At 63.9% G+C, this 20056-nt stretch carries 18 protein-coding genes, 2 pseudogenes and 1 riboswitch; of the genes and pseudogenes, 8 read left to right on the top strand and 12 right to left on the bottom strand.

Features of this window, described 5'->3' with window-relative positions; all coding sequences use genetic code 11:
- Nucleotides 1-54: 54 nt before the first annotated feature.
- Together ACSJJT_RS05875 and ACSJJT_RS05870 are read right to left on the bottom strand one after the other, a co-directional pair.
- Nucleotides 55-708: an NAD(P)-dependent oxidoreductase gene (locus tag ACSJJT_RS05875; RefSeq protein ID WP_036316262.1), complete on the bottom strand. Its 654-nt coding sequence runs from the start codon at nt 706-708 to the stop codon at nt 55-57.
- Complete coding sequence (locus ACSJJT_RS05870; protein ID WP_200869978.1) at nt 705-1646, bottom strand: EamA family transporter; 942 nt, start codon at nt 1644-1646, stop codon at nt 705-707. The genes ACSJJT_RS05875 and ACSJJT_RS05870 overlap by 4 nt, the downstream gene beginning before the upstream one ends.
- 37 nt (nt 1647-1683) lie before the next feature.
- Here ACSJJT_RS05870 and ACSJJT_RS05865 point away from each other — a divergent pair, with 37 nt between their 5' ends.
- Nucleotides 1684-2577, top strand: coding sequence for a LysR family transcriptional regulator (locus ACSJJT_RS05865; protein ID WP_031943895.1), 894 nt, complete (start codon nt 1684-1686; stop codon nt 2575-2577).
- A 128-nt stretch (nt 2578-2705) separates the two neighbouring features.
- Here ACSJJT_RS05865 and ACSJJT_RS05860 read toward each other — a convergent pair whose 3' ends face one another.
- The gene (locus ACSJJT_RS05860; RefSeq protein ID WP_435917685.1) at nt 2706-3458 is read right to left on the bottom strand and encodes a hypothetical protein; all 753 of its coding nucleotides are present in this window, start codon (nt 3456-3458) and stop codon (nt 2706-2708) included.
- Nucleotides 3459-3858: 400 nt separating this feature from the next.
- Between ACSJJT_RS05860 and ACSJJT_RS05855 the strand changes: the two genes are divergently transcribed.
- The 5 genes from ACSJJT_RS05855 to arcC all read left to right on the top strand — a co-directional run bounded on the left by ACSJJT_RS05855 (nt 3859) and on the right by arcC (nt 7480).
- Entirely contained in the window at nt 3859-4092 is a 234-nt protein-coding gene (locus tag ACSJJT_RS05855; RefSeq protein WP_435917422.1) for a hypothetical protein, read from the top strand.
- 57 nt (nt 4093-4149) lie between these two features.
- Nucleotides 4150-4497, top strand: a complete 348-nt coding sequence (locus ACSJJT_RS05850; protein ID WP_435917421.1) for a Tox-REase-5 domain-containing protein — start codon at nt 4150-4152, stop codon at nt 4495-4497.
- A gap of 31 nt (nt 4498-4528) precedes the next feature.
- The gene (locus ACSJJT_RS05845; RefSeq protein WP_435917684.1) at nt 4529-5095 is read left to right on the top strand and encodes a hypothetical protein; all 567 of its coding nucleotides are present in this window, start codon (nt 4529-4531) and stop codon (nt 5093-5095) included.
- A gap of 424 nt (nt 5096-5519) precedes the next feature.
- On the top strand, nt 5520-6524 hold the full coding sequence (locus ACSJJT_RS05840; RefSeq protein WP_117189735.1) for an ornithine carbamoyltransferase: 1005 nt from the start codon (nt 5520-5522) through the stop codon (nt 6522-6524).
- Between the two features lie 23 nt (nt 6525-6547).
- The gene (arcC, locus tag ACSJJT_RS05835; protein ID WP_435917420.1) at nt 6548-7480 is read left to right on the top strand and encodes a carbamate kinase; all 933 of its coding nucleotides are present in this window, start codon (nt 6548-6550) and stop codon (nt 7478-7480) included.
- A gap of 52 nt (nt 7481-7532) precedes the next feature.
- On the opposite strand, the gene ACSJJT_RS05830 is transcribed toward arcC, so the two are convergent.
- The 4 genes and pseudogenes from ACSJJT_RS05830 to ACSJJT_RS05815 form a co-directional block, all read right to left on the bottom strand.
- Nucleotides 7533-8627, bottom strand: coding sequence for a VanZ family protein (locus tag ACSJJT_RS05830; protein WP_435917419.1), 1095 nt, complete (start codon nt 8625-8627; stop codon nt 7533-7535).
- 275 nt (nt 8628-8902) lie between these two features.
- On the bottom strand, nt 8903-9520 hold the full coding sequence (locus ACSJJT_RS05825; RefSeq protein WP_435917683.1) for an RDD family protein: 618 nt from the start codon (nt 9518-9520) through the stop codon (nt 8903-8905).
- Between the two features lie 189 nt (nt 9521-9709).
- Nucleotides 9710-10611: pseudogene (ppgK, locus tag ACSJJT_RS05820) on the bottom strand (polyphosphate--glucose phosphotransferase).
- Between the two features lie 406 nt (nt 10612-11017).
- The gene (locus tag ACSJJT_RS05815; RefSeq protein WP_435917418.1) at nt 11018-13573 is read right to left on the bottom strand and encodes a ribonucleoside-diphosphate reductase subunit alpha; all 2556 of its coding nucleotides are present in this window, start codon (nt 13571-13573) and stop codon (nt 11018-11020) included.
- Nucleotides 13574-13685: 112 nt separating this feature from the next.
- Nucleotides 13686-13877: riboswitch (cobalamin riboswitch) on the bottom strand.
- Nucleotides 13878-13952: 75 nt separating this feature from the next.
- Here ACSJJT_RS05815 and ACSJJT_RS05810 point away from each other — a divergent pair.
- Complete coding sequence (locus ACSJJT_RS05810) at nt 13953-14576, top strand: DUF1707 SHOCT-like domain-containing protein (protein WP_435917417.1); 624 nt, start codon at nt 13953-13955, stop codon at nt 14574-14576.
- Nucleotides 14577-14607: 31 nt separating this feature from the next.
- On the opposite strand, the gene ACSJJT_RS05805 is transcribed toward ACSJJT_RS05810, so the two are convergent.
- The 3 genes from ACSJJT_RS05805 to ACSJJT_RS05795 all read right to left on the bottom strand — a co-directional run bounded on the left by ACSJJT_RS05805 (nt 14608) and on the right by ACSJJT_RS05795 (nt 17417).
- Nucleotides 14608-15708: an NADH:flavin oxidoreductase/NADH oxidase gene (locus ACSJJT_RS05805; RefSeq protein ID WP_435917416.1), complete on the bottom strand. Its 1101-nt coding sequence runs from the start codon at nt 15706-15708 to the stop codon at nt 14608-14610.
- A gap of 37 nt (nt 15709-15745) precedes the next feature.
- The gene (locus tag ACSJJT_RS05800; protein ID WP_435917415.1) at nt 15746-16018 is read right to left on the bottom strand and encodes a YciI family protein; all 273 of its coding nucleotides are present in this window, start codon (nt 16016-16018) and stop codon (nt 15746-15748) included.
- Between the two features lie 205 nt (nt 16019-16223).
- On the bottom strand, nt 16224-17417 hold the full coding sequence (locus tag ACSJJT_RS05795) for a MarP family serine protease (RefSeq protein ID WP_435917414.1): 1194 nt from the start codon (nt 17415-17417) through the stop codon (nt 16224-16226).
- Nucleotides 17418-17551: 134 nt separating this feature from the next.
- On the opposite strand from ACSJJT_RS05795, the gene idi reads away from it, so the two are divergent.
- Nucleotides 17552-18124 carry an isopentenyl-diphosphate Delta-isomerase gene (gene idi, locus ACSJJT_RS05790; RefSeq protein ID WP_435917413.1) on the top strand — a complete coding sequence of 191 codons (573 nt, stop codon included), beginning with the start codon at nt 17552-17554 and terminating at the stop codon, nt 18122-18124.
- On the opposite strand, the pseudogene ACSJJT_RS05785 reads toward idi, so the two are convergent.
- Nucleotides 18119-18391 (bottom strand): annotated as a pseudogene (locus ACSJJT_RS05785) (isoaspartyl peptidase/L-asparaginase); the annotation flags it as partial. The gene idi and the pseudogene ACSJJT_RS05785 overlap by 6 nt on opposite strands.
- Nucleotides 18392-18670: 279 nt before the next feature.
- Nucleotides 18671-20044 carry a HAMP domain-containing sensor histidine kinase gene (locus tag ACSJJT_RS05780; RefSeq protein WP_435917682.1) on the bottom strand — a complete coding sequence of 458 codons (1374 nt, stop codon included), beginning with the start codon at nt 20042-20044 and terminating at the stop codon, nt 18671-18673.
- Nucleotides 20045-20056 lie beyond the last annotated feature (12 nt).

Raw genomic sequence — 20056 nt, 5'->3', positions numbered from 1 at the left:
ATAGCTCGACCCCCTCACGGTTGTTAGCGTGGATTCCTCTGTGGACCGCTGGCCCTAGGCCAGACCCTTTGCCAGCTCGATGGCGGTGAAGTGATGTACGGCGCTGGGCTGCTCGAGCTCGTCGAGCACCGCTAGGGCCAGGTCCGCAGGGGTGATCCGCGACGTGCCATCGTGGTTGATGAGGAGCGTGTCACCGCTACGGCGATAGGCGCCGGTTCCCTGTCCGGGCTCGAAGACTGCCGACGGACTCAGGTAGATCCAGTTCTGGTTCGGATGTTCGGTACACGCGTTGAACTGGTCGAGGCTGGCCGACGCGACGTCACGCCACTGGGTCGGCACGAAGGCGGGGTCGTCCAGGACGAGCAACTCTCGATCGTGAGGTGAGCGCAAGGGCGCTGCTCCTCCCACGACCAAGACCCGGACCCCCGCGACGGCGGCGTGGTCGAGGACACGGCTGGTCAGCGGAGCCACACGGCTTTCGTCGCCGGGGGCCATGCGCACGGCGAGCACGACGGCGTCTGCGTCGTTCAGGACGGGCTGCAGGGGTGCCTCGAGGTCTGTCAGATCGAGACGAGTGACGGTGGTATGCGGGTCGTTGGTCTCCTGTGGGTTCCGCGATACGGCAGTGACGTGGTGGCCGCGGCGTGTGGCCTCCTGCGCGATCGCTGCGCCGGCCATGCCGGTGGCTCCGAGAACCGTGATGTTCATGAATTGTCCTTTCGACGATGGGTGGGTGCGGGGAGCTGGCCACAGACCATGGCGGCCAGGGCGATCGCGAAGCCGAGGTACTGCTCGGCTCCGAGGTGTTCGTGCGCGATCAGGGCGCCGAGCAGGGCGGCGACCAACGGCGAGAGAAGTCCCAGGAGGGCTGTGGACGTGACGGGCAGGCGTCGGATGCCGGTGAACCAGAGGCTGTAAGAGACCAGTGCCCCGACCAGGCCGAGCCAGGCGTACCCAAGCCAGCCACGACCGGAAATCACTGCCGGTGGCCCCTCCACCAGCAGCGCCGGGATCGCCAGCAGAAGGCCGGCGGCCGTCAGCTGCCAACCGGCCAATGCGATGGGCGAGACACCTTGGGGGAGCTTCCACTTCTTGGTCAGGACCACGCCCGTGGCCATGGCCCCTGCGCCACCGAGTCCTGCAGCCACACCCACCGGGTCCAGGGCGGCGCTCGGCCCAAGGACCACGAGAGCCACCCCCACGACACCCACGACACCCCATCCCAGGCGCCAGCCGGAGAGTTGCTCGTGGAGGACAGCCACGGCCAGCAGGGCAACGATGATGGGCTGCACCGCACCCAGCGTGGCCGCGACCCCGCCCGGAAGACGCTGCGCCGACAAGAACAGCAGGGGGAAGAACGCGGCCATGTTCAGACCGCCCAACACGAAGCTCTTCCACCACCACGAGCCGCGCGGCAGCTGCCTCGACAGGCCCACCGCGATGATCCCTGCCGGCAGCGTCCTCATGAACGCGGCGAACAAGGGGTGTCCGGCTGGGAGGAGGTGGGTGGTCACGATGTACGTTGTCCCCCACGTAGCGGGGGCCAGCGCCGTCAGACAGGTCCACAGCAACGAACTGCGGGCCCCATGGGAAGAAGTGTTCACCGATCCATCGTCAGTCGCCCACCAGCGGTGAGTCCAACACATTGTTCTCACCCAAACAATGACCTGCAATCATGGTTTAGTGGAACTCCAACAGCTCAGGTACGTCGTGGCGATCGCCGAGGAGCGCAACTTCACGCGAGCAGCAGAACGCTGCTTCGTCGTGCAATCAGCACTGAGCCACCAGATCAAGGCCCTCGAACAGGAACTCGGCACGGCACTGTTCGTGCGCTCATCCCGTCGGGTGGAGCTGACCGCCGCCGGCGAAGCCTTCCTCACGGAAGCACGCGCCAGCCTCGCAGCCGCCGACCGTGCCGTGGCGGTCGCTGCCGAGGCCGTGGGCCAGGTCCGCGGAAGCCTATCGGTAGGTGTCATCCCGACGGTCACAGCCGTCAGCGTGCCCGACATCATCGCGGCCTTCCACGCCAGCCATCCCCACGTGGACCTCACCGTGCGGGGCGGGGGAAGCAATGAGTTCATGCGCGACCTCGGCAGCGGGAGACTCGACGTGGCCTTTCTCGGCGTGGACGCCGACGTCGCCCCAGCGTCCGGACTCACCGCGCACGAGATCGCCCGAGGGCGTCTCGTCGCCGTCATGGCGTCACAACACCGGCTAGCGCACACGGGCACCCTGGCCCTGGCTGACTTGGTCGACGAGACGTTCATCGACTTCCCGGCCGGGTCACCAGGCAGACTCCAAGGCGATCGGGCATTCGCTGCCGCAGGCCTTCAGCGCCGCGTGGGCTTCGAGGCGATGTCGACCGAGTTCATGCTCGCCCTCGTCGAACGTGGGTTGGGCGTCTGCCTGCTGCCCGTCGAATGTGTGCCGGCTAACCCAGCGCTGCGAGCAGTTCCCGTGGCCGATGGCCCCTGCCGGGCCGAGTACGTCGCGTGGGGCTCTTTCAATCCGAGCCCCGCGTCTCGGGCGTTCATCGAACAGGTCAAGGAATCAATCGCCCTGCACATGGTCGGCTGATGCCGGTCCCATCGATCAACGTCTCCGGTCCGTACAGCTAGCCAGGTCGGACCGCAAGATTCCTCTACCGAAGCACTCGCATCCCGGAACCAGGACCGAAGAACACCATTTGCCGCTCATGGCGCAGACTAGCGACGTGCGGCCGCCCGCGAAGCCGGGGACTGCCGACTCTCGGCGGCGCGCCGCAAGAGTTCGACCATCTGCCGGGACCACCCAGCCTGACGCCCGGACTGTTCAGGGAAGAACCACTCCGACTGACCAGTCGCAAGATCCTCACGCGCAAACCGCAACGCCTGCTCACACCGCGCAGCGTCGCCCTCAGCCAACCCATCAGCGACAGCAAGTAGCTTCTCGGCAGCCTTCACGACAGCGGCCCGATCATCGGTCACAAAGGCCGAATCGGCGAAGCGATTACCGACCACAGCCAGCCCAGCCCGCTGCGAGCACGGCCCCGAGAACTTCAACTCGGTGAGATCATTACCGTCGATCACCCCCGCACCACCGCCGACAGCAGAACTCTCGCCCCACCACAGCACATCCTTCGCCGTTCCCTGGACCCGGCAGCCCCGCATCGCGGCCCGCTCAAAAACCCACTTCTTCACCCGCAGATTTGTGAACTCACAATCGACAAACTCAACGTCCTGACACATCCAGCTTTCAACGGCCAGCCCGTCAAAATGGCAACCGACATAGCGCACCCGCTCGCCACGAGGAAAGCCCGGATACCAGTCGGCAATCTTGCGGCCACCCAGCGACCACCCCTTGACCAAGCCCTCGCTAAAAGCCATCACCCGATCCATGTCCCCCTGAGGGACCACACCGCCCGGAACCTGCACCTCCACCTGACTTGGCGGATCCGCCTGGGATGGATTGAACAACATCCTCACAACTACCTCCTAGCACCCAGGCTGCGCGTAGGTTGGGTAGGCACCTGCATCCTTTGGGTATCCGTCCTTCATTGTATGGAATAGAATCCGCTTAACTCCGGATTCAAGCCGACTGGATTTGAGTTTGATGGGAGTAGTCTCGATGGACCTCAGTGAGGCATGGGCGCAGTTGTGTGCCGCCAACGAGCGGTGGACGGCGTCTGATCTTCGGCCCATGTGGGAGCATGAAGGTCCTCGGCCTGGCTTGAGTGAGTCGGAGTGTTGGGATGTCCGTCGTCATCACCCAGAGGTGCCCGAAGCCTACGTGGAGGTTCTCCGGCTTGCTGACGGATGGCCTTCCTTTTATCAAGACTGCGTACTATTTGGGCGGCCTGAATTACGTTCTCGCCCGGGCATGATTGCCGAGGCGGCCAATCAGCCGGCGACGGATACCCCGTCGCCGGCTGACTGTTTTCTGGCTGCAGCTAGTCGCTCTGACGTGGATCAGTTCTTCCTCGAGACGGATCGTGGGCGGCCAGGCCGCGTGTTCTGGTACGCAGGCTCGCTGGTAGACACCTTCGACGACATCCCGTCGTGGCTGGCCGCGATGGCGGTCTACCTCGATGAAGAGACGCAGGAGAATCTGTAGGCCTGATTCCTGCAGGAGAACTGTGAAGCCTCCCGGTGTGGAGCTGTCCGTGAGCGAGTGCGAACGGGGCGTGATGGCAATATCAAGACCCATGTTGAGGCCCATTCTCGAGCTTATGAGTTGCAGATCACGGGTCGGCCTGAAGGCTACTATGTCAATGGTGTCGAGTTTGACGGTTTCCAGAATGGAGAACTCCTTGATGCCAAGGGGCTCGGATATGAGAAATTACTAACCGCGAAGTGGAGTACGGCTCGTGGCCCGCTCAGGGATGCTGCTGACCGCCAGCTAGAGGCGGCGGGGTCAACGCCCATTCATTGGATATTTGCTGAAGAAGGGGCTGCTAGGGTGGCGAGTAAGTTCATTCCTGAGGAGATTAAGATCAGTCATGTGCCTTTTCTTCGGTAGTTTCGTTGTTGTGAGCAGGAGATGATGTGTGATGTGGTCACTGGAGTGTGGTTGGCGGCCGTCTTCGTGGGAGATGGAGGATGTTGCTGCGCGTGTGGTTGAGTGGTGTAACCAGGTGGGTGGTCTTTATCCTGAGTTGAGCGAATGGCGATTTACCGCAGGTTCGAAGCGGGCGGCGTTGGCCACCCCAGTGGTGACCGAGCACGAGTTGGTCCGAACTCTCGTGGCCAAGGCGGGCTTCACCTCTATCTGGGCCCCGCAGGGTGATCTCAGCGTGGACGTCAGCGCGGATGATTATGCGAAGCGGAAGAATTTATTTCGCCTTGTGGCAATGGGGAGCTTACCGGGTGCCGTGGACGAGGACGATGAGGATGTGGCCATGGCGATGGCGGAGATGGCCTGTCGTATTTTTTCGCCTGAGTATGTCAACTGCGGGAAAGAGGAATTGGAGTTGATGCTTGACGGCCGTGCTCTTGTGTCAGCGGTGAACTATGCGCGGCGCGGCAGATATGATTCGTATCCGGATTTTGTGCGGGCGGCGCGGGTCATACGTACCACAGCGGAGGGAGTGTTCTTCGCTCGCCCCGACAACGACTAACGGTCTATGAATCGCCCCGGGATGTCCGGAGATTCTGAGCTTTGAGAAGGTTGGAGTCATGGCAGGCAATACGAACGAGCGCTATCCCGCTGAGCTGAGGGCCCGGGCGGTGCAGATATATTACGAGACCTGCCCGAACTATGACAGAGATTGGCCGCCCGTGTGTCTCGGTGGCGCCGGACCGGTTGTGGGTTGGCTGGCCGGGACCGAGTTGATCAAAACCCGGGGCAGTCCAATGCGTGTGGAGGTGGTTCATTCGTCCCGCCGTTCGATCCCACCCAGGAACGGACTCAATAATGACTGTTGGGGAGTTTTGTACTCCTGCCCGTGGCGCGATCGGATTGAGGCTTAGACTGAGCATCAACACAATGTCAGCGTCTGGACGAATTACCGCTCAGACAAGTTTGGGAAAGGATGGATTGTCGTGGCATTCAATTTGAAGAGTCGTCATTTGTTGTCGCTGGCACATCACAGCACCGAAGAGATCGAATTCCTTGTCCGACTCGCTGCGCAGCTCAAAGAGGCCAAATACTCCGGGACCGAGCAGCCCATGCTCGAGGGGAAGAACATCGCTTTGATCTTCGAGAAGGCGTCGACGCGGACTCGGTGTGCGTTCGAGGTGGCGGCCCATGATCAGGGTGCGCATGTGACGTACCTCGGCCCGAGCGGATCCCACATCGGTCACAAGGAGTCCATGAAGGACACTGCCCGAGTGCTGGGACGCATGTATGACGGCATCGAGTACCGCGGATTCCACCAATCCGTCGTGGAGGAGTTGGCCGAGTACGCTGGCGTCCCCGTCTTCAACGGCCTGACCGACGAGTTCCACCCCACTCAGATGCTCGCCGACGCCCTGACCATGCTGGAGCACGCTCACAAGCCCTTCCATCAGATCAAGTTCGCCTACGTCGGTGACGGCCGCAACAACATGGGCCGTTCCCTTTTGTTGCTGGGCGCCAAGCTCGGCATGGACGTCAGGATCGGAGCCCCGGAGGGTCTGCAGCCTGACTCGGAACTCGTCGAGCAGTGCCAGGAGTGGGCTGAGGAGTCCGGTGGCAAGGTGCTCGTCACGGCATCTGCTGAGGAAGCCGTCCGTGACGTGGACTTTATTCACACCGATGTGTGGGTGTCGATGGGCGAGCCGGTGGAGAGTTGGGGGGAGAGGGTTGACACCCTCATGCCGTTCCAGATCAACGATGACCTCGTCGCGGCTGCCAACAACCCACGCGTCAAGGTCATGCACTGTCTGCCGGCATTCCACAACAGTGAGACGACGGTGGGTGCCGAAATCGCTGAGACCTACCCGCAGCTGGCCAATGGCATCGAGGTCACCGAGTCGGTCTTCGAGTCCCCGGCATGCATCGCCTTCGACCAGGCCGAGAACCGCATGCACACCATCAAGGCGGTCATGGTCGCGTCGCTGGCCTGACGGTAGTGACTGGAGGAAAATCAATGAGGATTTTGGTTGCATTGGGCGGTAACGCTCTGCTGCGACGCGGTCAACCGATGACGGCGGAGAACCAGCGTGCCAATGTGAGGATCGCGGCCGAGCGGATCAAGGAGGTCGCCGTCGACCATCAAGTCGTCGTGGCCCACGGCAATGGTCCGCAGGTGGGTCTGCTGGCCTTGCAGTCGACGGCGTACGAGGAAGTCGGCATCTATCCGCTGGATGTGCTGGGGGCTGAGTCTCAGGCCATGATCGGCTACATGATCGAGCAGGAGCTGGGTAATGTCATGCCCAAGGAGCAACAGATCGTCACCATGATCACGATGACGGTCGTTGACGCCGATGATCCTGCATTCGACAATCCCACCAAGCCGATCGGCCCGGTCTACGATCGGGAGACCGCGGAGAGGTTGGCTGCTGAGAAGGGGTGGTCCATCGCCGCTGACGGTGAGTATTTCCGCCGGGTGGTGGCCTCCCCGCAGCCGCGCAACATTGTCGAGCAGAAGGCCATCCGTCAGCTGGTCGATTCCGGTGTCCTCGTCGTGTGTGCTGGTGGCGGTGGCATTCCCTGCGTCTTCGACAATGAGGGCAGCCTTCACGGTGTTGAGGCTGTTATCGACAAGGACTTGGCTTCGGCTGAGTTGGCGGTACGGGCGGAGGCTGATCTTCTCGTCATCGCCACGGACGTTGACGGCGTCTACGAGAATTGGGGCACTCCCGACCAGAAGTTCATCAAGGAGATGCGCGCCGAGGATGCCCTCAACGCGGAGTTTGCGGCGGGGTCGATGGGGCCGAAGGTACGGGCAGCCTGCAATTTCGCCCTGGCTACCGGAAAGCGTGCCGTCATTGGCTCCCTCGAGGACATTCGCGGGCTTGTTGACGGCACCTGTGGGACGGCGATCGTCTCTGACTCACCCGGAGACGTCGAGCTTCACTGATCAGTTCACGCACGAGTGCCGCAGACGTGGATGTCTGCGGCACTCGTGACAATTATGGACGTTCCTCGATGGTTCGGGCGTCGACGAGGTTGAGTCTCATGATCTTTCCGATCAGGCCACGCGCAGTGAACAACACCGAGATGGCCTCGACGACCAGGACGGTTGTTCCGATGCTTGCCAGGATGCTGAATCTGGTGTTGGCGAGCTGGGAGCACATGAAGGCCACACCGACGACGAGGCTGTGGCGTCGACCTGCGGGCAACCCCAGGGTGTTCGTCCAGACAAGGTGGGCCGTTCCCATTCCGGGGGAGACCCCGAGGCGCCCCGCCATGGCGACGATGACGTAGACGAGGTTGATCGCCATGAGCAGCGGTGTCCCGTAGGTCTCCATGAAGTCCCCGATCGCCGTCTTGCTCTCGGGGTTGTTGTACAACATGGTCATCTCGATCGCGACTGCCACGGCCAGGGCGACGAGGTCGATGATGGCCACCCACCAGGCGTCAATGAGGAGGGCGAGAAATCGTCGTCCCTTGGTCACCTCACGCGGCTCGTTGGCCTGTTTCTCCATCTGCTCCGGGGCTTGCGAGAAGTGTGGGGCAAAGGTCGTCGTGAGCACGCCGAGGATGCCACCGAGGGTATTCGTGATGAGGTCGTTGACGTCGGCGGCGCGGTACTGACAGTTGGAGATGAACCAGTTGCCCGTGTACTGCGTGAGCTCGATGAACAGGGACGTGCCGAAGCCGAGCAGTATCGCGGCCCAGGGGCGCATTCGGAGAAGACGGACGGCATAGAAGCCCAACGGGACGAAGAGGGCGACGTTGAGCACCATTTGCATCATCGAGAAGCTGGTGAGCACCTCCATGACGGGTGCGCCGGCGAACTGGTGGGCCATGTCTCGGAAGTACTCGGTGGGGTCGAGGATGAAGTAGCGCGGATGAGCGGCGCAGTACTTGTCGGACAGCGGCGGCACCGGAAAAATCGTGTAGGCGATGATCGCTGTGACGTACACGAAGTTGGAGAAGACCAACACCATTCGTCCGAACGAGGGCGCCCCGAACCGCCTGAACTGGTGAATGAGCACCGGGACGAATGTGACGACGCTGATGCCTGCGCCGATGAGGATTGAGATGAGTGCCTTGTCGAGCATGAGTCCTTCCAACTGTGAGCCATGACCAGGATGGCAGGTCAGGGCGCCGCCGGGCATCCTCCCGCGGGACGAGAACCGCGTCAACCGCGAGTTTGAGAGCCTGGCTCGACGGACCGTCAAGGGAATGCGAACCGGTACCATCCACATCGCGCTCCAAGGCTCGTCAGGACTGAACTGGTGCAGGTACCCCGGCGACGACCGGGAATGACGATCGCCCGTCCCCTGACATGGGGGCGGGCGATCTGCGTCCTCATTCGTCAGCGAGGATGCTGCCCTCAGTGGAGATGCTGTGAGCTGCTGAGGGTGCGGGAGTCGACGAGCTGCAGGTGCATGAGCTTCGCGATGATGCCGCGCTCGTCCCACAGCACCGAGATCGCCTCGACGAAGAGGATGAGGATGCCGATCGACGCGAAGCCTCCGACCACGGTCTTGCCCAGAATGGCCAGGATGAAGGCCAGACCGATGACGAGGGTGTGACCTCGTCCGGCGGGGCGACCGTTCTCGTTGACCCAGGCCAAGTTCCGGGAGCTCGTTCCGGGGGAGACGCCGAGGCGTCCGAGCAGGCAGACGAGAACGTAGCCGATGTTGACGCCGATCAGGAGGTCAGTGCCGACCGCCTGGATGGCCTGCTCGATCGCGGGCTTCTGGTCGATGGTGTTGGCCTCGTAGGCCAGGGCGGAGCCGAAGTACAGGCCACGTGCCAGCATGCTGAGGACGACAACCCACACCGCATCGATCGCCAGGGTTCCGAATCGACGCTGCTTGGTCACGGGTTCGGGGGAACCGGTCGGGCGCCTGCCTTCCTTGCGGACCTTGTGCACCAGGGTTGGGACAAGGAGGACCAGGGCAATAACGACGGCGATGATGGTCAGGATGAGGGCCTGGGTGCTCATGGTGTCCTTCCATGTGGGGTGGGCATCCACCCTGCCCGCTGTGAAGTCGTCGCACATCGTGCTCGAGTATGAAAACCGAGTCATCCGAGGGTTTCATCGTGGTGAGGTGCCTGGGAACGACGATCGCCCGTGCGGGATGGACGGGCGATCAGTAGGGATGTGTGATCCGGCGGGAGGTGTGAGACGACCTCAGTCGTCGTTTTCGGCCTCCTTGGCAGCCTCGGCGACCTGCTCCCCGGTGACGTCGGGGTGCTCCAGGCGCCACTGGGCCTGCCATGCCGCGCCGATGATGCCGGCACGGTTGAGCAGCTGGGCCGGAACGATCGGGGTCTCCAGGTTGAGGTAGTGGAAGAACTTCTCGTGATCCTTGGAGACGCCGCCGCCGACGACGAAAAGATCGGGGGAGAACAACATCTCGACGACCTCGTAGTAGCGCTGCAGGCGCTTGGTCGCCCAGTCCTTGTAGGACATCTTCTTGCGGTCCTTGACCGAGGAGGCGGCGCGTTTCTCGGCGTCGTGGCCGTCGATCTCGAGGTGTCCCAGCTCGGTGTTCGGCAACAGGATGCCGTTGTTGATGACAGCAGACCCGATGCCAGTGCCCAGGGTGGTGAGGATGACGACGCCCGGGACACCCTTGGCTGCACCGTAGTGGACCTCACCCAGGCCAGCGGCGTCTGCGTCGTTGAGGACGGTCACGGGGCGGCCGAGGGCATCACTGATGTAGTCCTCGGCGTGCAGGCCGGCCCACCCCTGGTCGAGGTTGGCGATGAAGGAGATGACACCATGGCGTGCCGGGGCGGGCAAGGAGATGCCAACCGGTCCGTCGCCAATGGTGGGGGCGAAGTTGTCGACGATCTCGCGCAGCACGGCGACGACATTCTTGGGGGACGACTTCTCAGGGGTGGGGATGCGAAGACGCGATTCGGCGAAATCCCCGACTTCGAGGTCAACCGGGGCTCCCTTGATCCCGGAGCCACCGACGTCAATACCCAGCACGTTACTCATGGGGGCAAGCGTAACGGGTGGTGGCGGAGCTCGGGGGGGGGGAGACAGTGAAGCGCGTCAGTGCGGTTGCCACGTTGAGGCGGCAGCGGACAACCCGAACGTGCAGTCCCTCTTGGGAGGTGACGTTCCCAGCCACCAGCGCTGTGCCGAGGTGACTCTGCATGGCATTGAGGTGCGCAGACAAGGCCTGCAGGCCCCCTCACCTTGCGTATTCGCAGCGACGGCCGGTATCCGCGAAAAATGCCATCCGGTGAAGACCAGACCGACCACCGCAGCGATGGCACCGGCCCACCAGGTGACGAAGATCCCCAGCACGGCGGCGAGGACGACCGTCAGAATGCCTCAGGTCAGACAGACCATGAGCCTCGTGACGGTCACGCATTTCGCAGAGACCGGATGCCATTAGCCTCCGGGAGGGCTGAAGAGGTCGTCCACGTCATGTGGCTCTGACAAGGGGCGATGTCAGGTCCAAGGCATCCTTTGGGGGTGACATCACCCACGTGCGTGGCATTGGTCGTGGTCTTCCGGCCAGGAGGTATCGTTGATGAGGTCGAGGGCCACGACTGGTTCGGCATCGAGTGCCTCGGACCGGGGCCTTTCGATGGTCGCGGTGCTGGTGTCGCGGCGTACTGCGGTGGCGAACCCGCGACGAGGACCGTTGCGGTGCCCGGTGGCTTTGTTGGCCGCCGTCGTCGACTGCCCGGCGGTGTGACGGGGGAGCATGTGGAGGTCGTAGGTCGTCTTGACACCCATCCGCCACGCAGCGGTGTAGAGGTCCTCCATGTCACCGATCGATCGGGAGGCCAGGTAGATGTTGCGGCTGATGGCCTGGTCCACCCACTTCTGCGCCCTGGCGGCCACGTTGAGGCAAGCCATTGGATCCAGGGTGAAGGAGGTGCGGTACAAACGTCGCAAGGATGCCGGGATGGCCTGGATCCCGCTGGGATCTCCCTGACGACGCAGCAATTCCTCGCGCACCTTCTCCCACAGCCCGAGGTCCTTGAGGTCGGCCACCAGGTTGCGATTGACCTCGAGGAACTTCCCGGCTGAGGTGGCTCGGGAGAGCACCTGGGACAACTGCGGATCCAGGCCCGGCGTCGTGCCAGCGACCAGACCGATCGACGCCGTCGGGGCGATGGCCAGCAAGGTGGCATTGCGCATTCCTCGGCTCACCTTGGCGCGCAGCCCGTCCCAGTCCATCCTCGTCGTCCGGTCGACGTCAACGGGAATGCCACGGTCGCGCTCCAGGAGGGCGAGGGTGTCGACGGGGACCATCCCCTTCGACCAACCAGATCCTTCGAACATCGGGTAGGCCCCGCGCTCGGCGGCCAGATCGGCGGAGGCGTCGATGGCGTGCCAGCTGATGAATTCGATGACTTGGTCGACGATGTCGTAGGCATTAGGGGAGTCGTAGGGAATCCGCACCTGCTCGAGCATGTCCGTCAGCCCCATGATGCCCAGGCCGATGGCCCGGTTCTCCACGTTTGATCGCTCGGCCTGCGGCGCCGCCGAAGCGGTGATGTCGACGAGGTCGTCGAGCTGACGTATCACCAGTCGGGTGGTGGCGGCCAGGTGCTCCCAGTCGATGCGACGCTTCTTGCGCGGCCCGACGAGGTGCCCGGCAAGGTTGACCGACGCCAGGTTGCACACCGAGGTGTGGTCGCGATCTTGGGGTAGGCAGATCTCGGTGCACAGATTCGAGGCGTGGATCGTCCCGGTGTTGTTGTTCAACGCGCGGGTGTTGACGCTGTCCTTCCACGTCAGCCACGGGTGCGACGTCGTCTGCAGGCTCACCAGGATGGCCCGGAACTGTTCTCGAGCCGTGGTGCGATGGAACCTCTTGATCTTCCCGGCGTCGGCCTGTGTGACATAGTACGCATATCTCTTCGAGAACTCAGACCCGGTGAGCTCGGTGAGATCGGGGGTCTCGGCGGGGTCGAAGAGGTACCAGTCCTCGTCCTTGGCGACCCGCTTCATGAACTCGTCGGAGATCCACACCGCGGTTCCGGCGGTACGAGTGCGTCGGTACGGGTCACCGGAGTTCTGCCGCAGGTCGAGGAACTGCGGGAAGTCCATGTGCCAGTTCTCCATGTAGAAGCACAGCGCGCCGAGCTGTTTGCCTCCCCGGGAGACTGCCCGCAGCGTCGAGTCGATGGTGTGCATGAAGGGGATCGGACCGGTTGACGCAGTGGTGTCGGAGCGGATCGGTGACCCTTGGCAGCGCAGGTCCGACATCGACAGCCCAATACCTCCGGTGCCCCTGGTGATCCGCATGACGTCGCGGATCGTCCGGGCGATGTGCTCGAGGTCGTCCTCGGTGCGCATCACGAAACAGGTGGACAGCTGGGCGGACGGCGTCCCGGCGTTGGCGAGGGTGGAGTCGGCGGCAAGGTGACGTAGGTTGCTCATGGAGTCGTAGAGGGCGAGGGCGGAGGATGTGGGGTCGTCCTCGGTGAGGCTGAGACCCATCGCCACACGCATCCAGAAGTACTGGGGCACTTCCAAGGCGCGTTGGTCGGGGGTGCGCAAGAGGTAACGGTTGACCACGGTGCGCACACCAGTGAATCCGATGAGGTCGTCACGGCTGGGATCGAGGGCTGATGCGAGGACGTCAAGATCGAAGATTCGCCCCAGGCGCTCGTCAAGGCGCCCTGCTGCGACGAGTCTTCCGATCGTGCGCGGGAAACAAGCACGGTGCAGGTTGCGCACGCGTGTCGGGTCGACGTCACCCAGATCGTCGTGGGTGTTGCCAAAGACCTCCTTGTACAGCTTCTTGACGGCGATCCGGCTGGCGATGGTGTCAAAGGCAGGGTCGTCCTTGGCATTGCCCAGAGCCACCTGGATGACGGCCTCGTCAAGGGCATCGGTGGTGATGCCGTCGAAGAGTGTGATCTCCACCTCGGCCTGCAGCAGAGTCGCCCGGGCGACGGCATCATCGAGCCCGCGGGCTGAGTCGATGATGGACGCGGCGACTTCGTTGCCGTCGTAGGGAGCCAGCGATCCGTCACGTTTGCGGACGCGAATGGTTGAGATGGGGTCGGCGCTCATTGCAATTCCTCCGTGCGATGCCGTGGGCACGCGACCGGGCGGAATGCGGCAGGGACACTGGTCCCCATGAACGCTGCGATACTTCCCGCGAGATCGCGAACCGGGCCCCGCGGTTGCGGGACCACACCTGGCAGGTCTTCGGGCTCACGAGCACTTGTTGCCTACTGGCCGTCGCTTCCCATGCCGGAGCACAGTGCGTGATGACGGCGGTCGTTCTCGTACACCGCTGCGGGGCAGCTCCGGATTCACACCGGATTCCCTCTTAGCCCGTGCGAACACGGGAACCACGTGCACTTGTCACTATATGAACGCTGATCAAGGCGAGTCAACGCGAGGCCTGGAGAGCCTTGGGTGTGTGTGGCTGTCCTAGACTTGCGACGTGACGATTCCCGATGACTGGCGGATTGGTGACGCCGAGCGCGCCCGGGCATCGGACATCCTCGACGAGGCATGGACGTTGGGAAAGCTGACTCGCGACGAGCATGCGGAGAGGGTGGAGGCTGCTCTGCAGGCCCGTACCTATGGCGATCTGGGCGGGTTGCTCTCTGACCTTGGCGCGACGGTCGGGAGTGTGGCCGTCCCCGCTCATCCTGGCCACGGCGAGGCGGTGCGGATCGTCCCCGGTCCGGAGGCTGACCACATGACCTGCATCATGAGCGACACGGTCTGGGCCTCGGGACGGACGATGGCCAAACTCACCACCGTCACCGGGTTCATGGGGGATCCGTGCTTCGACCTGACCTCCATGCCGTGGGCAAGTCGTCACATCACCATTGACCTGACGATCGTCATGTGTGACGCGACTTTCCTGGTGCCCGACGGGGTGCGCATCGAGGACTCGATGTCGCGAGTGCTCGGAGACCTCACGGTTCGCGGACTCTCCCAGCCGGGGCTGGATGGCCCTGTCCTCACCTTGCGCGGGACGAGCATCCTCAGCGATGTTGACATCCACGGCCCTGGATCCAAGAAGTACGCAAGGCTCAGGAAGAAGTGGAATCGCTGACGGTCGACCGGCGACGGGATCGTCAGTCGCGTCAGCGCCACGCCCCACGGAACCTGGCCGGATGCCATGGGGCGTCCTCGTTGGGAACACCCAGCTCATGGGCGGCACGCAACGGCCAGTTGGTGTCGCGTAGAGCCGCCCGTCCCACCATGATGGCGTCGGCGCTGCCCTTCTCCAGCAGCTCCTCGGCCAGCTGTGGGGTCCAGATCATGCCGACGGTGGCTGTGGGAATATCCGCCTCGGCGCGCACCCGAGCCGCCAGGTCAGCCTGGTAGGCCGGGGCGACGGGGATGGGGGCCGACGAATTGCCTCCTGAGGAGGCGTCGAGCAGATCGACCCCGGCTTTCGCGAAGCGCCGCGACAGTTCGACGGAGTCCTTCACCTGCCAGCCGTCGTCCCGCCAGTCAGTGACCGACAGGCGCGCCAGCAAGGGCATGTCTTCAGGAATGGCCCCACGCACAGCCTTCGCGACCTCCAACGGCAGGCGAACACGTCCGTCGAAGTCACCGCCCCAACCGTCGGCGCGGGTGTTGGACAGCGGTGAGTAGAACTGGTGCAGCAGGTAACCGTGGGCGCTGTGAATCTCGACGGCGTCGAACCCAGCTTCCACGGCACGTGTCGCAGCGGTGCGGAAGTCGTCGATGACCTTCGCGATGCCGTCCTCGTCAAGGGCAGTGACGGGCAGACCGACGTACTGCTTGCCGTCAGCAGGCGCGTCAGTCGGGCCGACCGGAATCCAGCCGCCGCGCTCGGGAGGCACCACACCACCATGGAATCCCGGCCACCACTTCTCGGTGGAGGCCTTGCGACCGGCGTGGCCGAGCTGCACGGCGATCTTGCCGCCCAGCTCGTGAACGGCGTCGGTGACCGTGCGCCAGGCCGCTACCTGATCGTCATTCCACAACCCGGTGTCACAAGGGCTGATGCGACCTTCGGGATTCACTGCGGTGGCCTCGGCGACGATGAGACCGAAACCACCCACAGCGAACGAGCCGTAGTGGACGAGATGCCAGGTGCCTGGGATGCCATCCATGGAATCCACGGCGTACTGGCACATCGGCGGCAACCAGGCACGGTTGCGAATCGTCAGTCCACGAAGGGTGAGAGGCTGGAAGAGCTTCGGTGATGTCATGACTCCATGACACCACGCCGGTCAACCACGGTCCGGCTCAGAAGCTGAAATTGGGCGTCCACTCACGGACGGAGGTCACCTGGACAGCCGTCTTGGGATAGGGGTCAGCCTCAAGCAGACGGTCGAGGGCACCACGGTCAGGCACGGTGTAGATGAGGACCGCGCCGCTGCCGTCGGCCAGCGGGCCTGCGTTGACGAGTTGGCCACGCTCGCGCATCACGTCAAGATTCTCGAGGTGGGCCGGGCGCGCGGCCATGCGCTCCTCGGAATGGGCGGGGTCGTAATGGGTTTCGACGATGAACACTGCCATGGCCCAATGTTATTGGGGCCTGGACCAGGACTGAAGCATGGAACACGTCGTCGGGACCTGACGCATCATCGAGTGGCTCAAGGCCCTGGAACACCACGTCGGTGTCGGGCCTTGTCAGATGACGTTTCGAGAGGTCAGGACGGCAAACGTGCGCGGAGCCGTCCCGAGGCGGGAACGTTGGGCGCCCAAAGCTGGTGACGCCGGTTCAGTCAACGATGCATCGGCCGGTCGATGCCGCGGTGTTGGCGTTGACCCCACCACGAATGAACGTGCGAGTCTGGTTGTTCGACAGCGCATATCCGGTCTGCGGCTGGGTCGTGGACCGGGCGAAGATCGTCCCGGCAACCTTGCCGTCGGTCGTCAGCAGCGGTCCACCCGAGTTGCCCGGGCGCACCGTACCGCGCAGGGAAAGGATCTCGCGAACGACGGCGCCAGTGCCGTAGATGTTCTCGCCGCGAGCCAGCATTGACCCGCGTACCGTCACGGCCTCGAGGGTGTACGGGCCGTCGAGAGGGAATCCTGCGACGATCGTCGACTCTCCGTCGCCCACACTCGACGCCATCGTCAGGGCCGGGGCGTCGAGATCGGGAACTGCCAGTATCGCCAGGTCCGTGTCGGGGTCGTAGGAGACGACGCGGGCCCGCAGCCGGGCGCCGGCCCCGCCGACCTGCACGGTGACGTGCTCGGACCCGGCGACGACGTGGGCGTTCGTCACCACCCGGTGACGGGAACTCACCCACCCGGTGCCCTCGGATGCCCTGTCACACTGTGGCGCCCGCGACCGCACCTTGACAATGGATTGGGCTGCGCGCCGCACCCCAGGAGTGGTGACGGCGTCATCGGCAGGAGCCGATGCGGGCAGGCTGGGGGCGTCACCGGCGAAGACCCTCGGGAAGGTGTCTGCGGCCCGTCCCACCAGTCGGGCCGCGGCGTCGTTGACCCTCTCCGGGATGACGCGGTTGGTCTGAGCAATGACGGACGATTCATCGACGGCCTCGGTCCATGGCGGCGGCAGGATGGGGGAGAGGGTGGTCGCCGCCACCGTCACGACAAGGGCTGTTGCGATGACATTGAGCACCGAGCCGCCGAAGCGGTCCACGTTGCCCAGTCCAACTGAGTCGGATACGCGGCGCAGGCGTTGGGCGGTGTGGACGCAGATGGCATGGATGAGTTCGACGGCGACGACGATGATGCATATGCGTACCGCACCTGCGGTCAGCCAGGTCCAGTTCTCGTCAAAGAACTCATCAGCGACCACGCCGGAGGTCCACAGGCCGGCCCACACCCCCAGGACCAACCCGATGAGACTGGCCATTCCGACGATGGTCCCGCGTCTCCACCCGGCGACCGCACGCATGGTGAGGCCAGCCATGAGGATGACGTCGAGGATGTGCGGCATGGTTCTCCCATCGGAGGTGGATGATCGGCGAAATACAGCATCTCAATGGTGCCTTCGCAGCTGCCTTGTGCCAACGTCGAGCTCCCTGGGCGCATTTGACCTCGCGGAGTCGCTGTTGTTGGTAGCTTGACGCCATGAGTCATCATGGTGGCGAGAATGAGGGCGTGGCCTCCTGCGGCACGGATTCCGTTCACGACGATCTCGTCATCTTGCTCGACGACGATGCCAACCACGTCGGAACCGCTCCTCGGGCGACCGTCCACAGCCAACACACCCCGCGACATCTGGCCTTCTCCTGCCACGTCCTTGACGTCGGCGGGCGGGTGCTCCTGACCCGACGATCCCTGACGAAGGTGGCCTGGCCGGGAGTGTGGACGAATGCTTGCTGTGGGCATCCGCGGATCGGCGAGACGATCATCGACGCGGCGGTGCGTCGTACCCACCAAGAGCTCGGCCTCGACCTCGATCCGTGCCGGATGCGCGTCGCCCTACCTGACTTTTCCTACCGCGCCACCGACTCCAGCGGCATCGTTGAGGACGAGCTGTGCCCGGTCGTCGTTGCCCGCTTGTCCCTGCCCGAGGAATTCGTTGAGCTCAGTCCCGACCCCGACGAGGTCGAAGAGGTCATCTGGGTGGGTTGGCAGGACATGGGGCGACGTGGCGAGGACGGCGCGGGCCAGAAGAATCGGGTTGCGGGCATGACGTGAACAACACACTGCTCCGGCACACCCGTCACCGGTCATCACGGCGGCGTCAGTCTCAACCGTCCCGTTCGCGGTGAGGGCCCCACCTCGTCCGGCATTGAAGAGCGGGTGGTCCTCCATTGCCACGACGGAGGCTGTGACGGCGTCAAGGGCTGGCCCACCGGCGTCAAGAACGTGCTGGCCAGCGTCGAAAGCGTGGCGTAACAACCACCGGAACCTCTCGGCATCCTTTCCCGATCGCGGTGGAACATTGCCTGCTCCACCGTGGATGACGAGAGTGGGACGGAGCTGATCGACGACGTGACTGATCGTGCACGCAGCGTAGATGCCGAGGTGGTGTCACGGGGGGATTGAGGACTCGTCCACTGGTCTCAGACCCTGCTGTGGGAAAAACATCGATGTGTTTTCCCCAGCCACGACGGTTGTCCACAGGTATTCTGTGGACAACTCCCAGTTCGAGGCAGGTGTGGATGAGTAGCGTTACCACTGACCTTCCTAGTTGCTGGCCACGATGGTGAGGGACCTGAGCGGCCAAGGCGAGCCAGGTCGTCAGGAGGCCGTCGGCTCCTCAGCCGGGGGTTCCTGACGCGGTAGGTACATGGTGAACATGGCACCACCACTGGGGGCTCGCGACGCCTTGATCCAGCCCTGGTGGCTGGTGATGGTGTGCGCCACGATCGACAGGCCCAGGCCGGTGCCGGGGGTATTGCGGGCTCGGTCGGAGCGGTAGAACCGGTCAAAGATGTGTGGCAGATCCGCCTCGTCGATACCCGGCCCCTCGTCGCTGACGACGATGGTGTCACCTTCCATCGTGACCGTCACGGTGCTCCCGGTGGGGGAGAACTTCACCGCGTTGTCGAGCAGGTTCGTCACCGCCCTCTCGAGAGTCGCCTCGTCACCAAGTACCGGATGGGACTCCAGGTGGACGTTGAACTCTAGGTTCGGGCCGCGTCGGCGTCCCCTCTCAACTGCCTTGGACACCGCATCTGACAAGTCGAAATACTGCGGCCGCGGGGGAGGGGCGTCCTCACGTGAGAGCTGGACGAGGTCGCCGATGAGGCTGGAGAACTCACCGAGCTGAGCGGCGACGTCGTCAAGGATCTCGCTGCGGGCCTGATCGGGGAGCATGTGGCTGTTCTGGTCAGCGATGAGCAGCTCGACATTGGTGCGCATGGACGTCAGCGGGGTGCGCAGCTCGTGGGAGGCGTCAGCGATGAGCTGCTTCTGGCGTTCCCGCGAGTTCGACAGGGACGACAGCATGGCATTGAAGGAGAGGGCGAGGTCTCCCAGCTCGTCATGGGAGCGAACCGGGATGGGGCTGAGCTCGTCGGTTGCCGTCACTCGGTGGACGGCCCGGGAGAGGTCGCGTAGTGGTCGGGTGGCAGAGTCTCCGGCCACGTATCCGGCGATGGCCGTCAGCACGATGCCGACCAGGCTGGTGCCGACCAGGACGATCCACAGTGATCCCAGGGTGGCCTTGGTGCCGGTGAGGTCCTGGCCTGTGACGAGGGCGTAGTGCACCCCGTCCGAGGTGAACGGGATCGCGACAATGCGGACCGGAACTCCGTGGGAGTCCATGACGGTGCGGGCCTTGACACCCGTTCCGGTACGGGCGACGGCAAGCTCCTGGGCCCCGGTGGTGACGGTGACCTCAGCCCCAGGGGCTGTAGCTACCTGGCCGTCAGCGCGCACCAGGATGAGAGTGGTGTTCGTGGCCGCCAGAGAGCTGGCCTCCAAACCACCAAGGTTCTGAGGATCAGCGGCAACGCTCGGTGAGATGGTGGTGGCCATCCGTGTCAGTTGTTGGTCCAGCTCGCTGTACAGCGAGATGCGCGTCATGAGCCAGGCAGACAGGGAGGTCAATGCCACCGCGACGACGACCGAGATCGACACCAGGAGGCTGACCCGGCGCCCCATCGTCATGCGAAGCGGACG

The organism is Cutibacterium nasicola, from assembly GCF_051303185.1.
Classification (GTDB): Bacteria; Actinomycetota; Actinomycetes; order Propionibacteriales; family Propionibacteriaceae; genus Cutibacterium.
This window is presented reverse-complemented; position numbering and strand designations above follow the sequence as displayed.

Excerpts from the sequence above, each read along its gene's own strand:
- ACSJJT_RS05800 (WP_435917415.1), bottom strand. The coding sequence starts at position 16,018 with ATGGCAGTGTTCATCGTCGAAACCCATTACGACCCCGCCCATTCCGAG.
- ACSJJT_RS05830 (WP_435917419.1), bottom strand. The coding sequence starts at position 8,627 with ATGCTCGACAAGGCACTCATCTCAATCCTCATCGGCGCAGGCATCAGC.
- arcC (WP_435917420.1), top strand. The coding sequence starts at position 6,548 with ATGAGGATTTTGGTTGCATTGGGCGGTAACGCTCTGCTGCGACGCGGT.
- idi (WP_435917413.1), top strand. The coding sequence starts at position 17,552 with ATGAGTCATCATGGTGGCGAGAATGAGGGCGTGGCCTCCTGCGGCACG.
- ACSJJT_RS05855 (WP_435917422.1), top strand. The coding sequence starts at position 3,859 with ATGATTGCCGAGGCGGCCAATCAGCCGGCGACGGATACCCCGTCGCCG.
- ACSJJT_RS05815 (WP_435917418.1), bottom strand. The coding sequence starts at position 13,573 with ATGAGCGCCGACCCCATCTCAACCATTCGCGTCCGCAAACGTGACGGA.
- ACSJJT_RS05870 (WP_200869978.1), bottom strand. The coding sequence starts at position 1,646 with ATGTGTTGGACTCACCGCTGGTGGGCGACTGACGATGGATCGGTGAAC.
- ACSJJT_RS05845 (WP_435917684.1), top strand. The coding sequence starts at position 4,529 with ATGTGGTCACTGGAGTGTGGTTGGCGGCCGTCTTCGTGGGAGATGGAG.
- ACSJJT_RS05825 (WP_435917683.1), bottom strand. The coding sequence starts at position 9,520 with ATGAGCACCCAGGCCCTCATCCTGACCATCATCGCCGTCGTTATTGCC.
- ACSJJT_RS05875 (WP_036316262.1), bottom strand. The coding sequence starts at position 708 with ATGAACATCACGGTTCTCGGAGCCACCGGCATGGCCGGCGCAGCGATC.
- ACSJJT_RS05780 (WP_435917682.1), bottom strand. The coding sequence starts at position 20,044 with ATGACGATGGGGCGCCGGGTCAGCCTCCTGGTGTCGATCTCGGTCGTC.
- ACSJJT_RS05795 (WP_435917414.1), bottom strand. The coding sequence starts at position 17,417 with ATGCCGCACATCCTCGACGTCATCCTCATGGCTGGCCTCACCATGCGT.
- ACSJJT_RS05860 (WP_435917685.1), bottom strand. The coding sequence starts at position 3,458 with ATGTTGTTCAATCCATCCCAGGCGGATCCGCCAAGTCAGGTGGAGGTG.
- ACSJJT_RS05805 (WP_435917416.1), bottom strand. The coding sequence starts at position 15,708 with ATGACATCACCGAAGCTCTTCCAGCCTCTCACCCTTCGTGGACTGACG.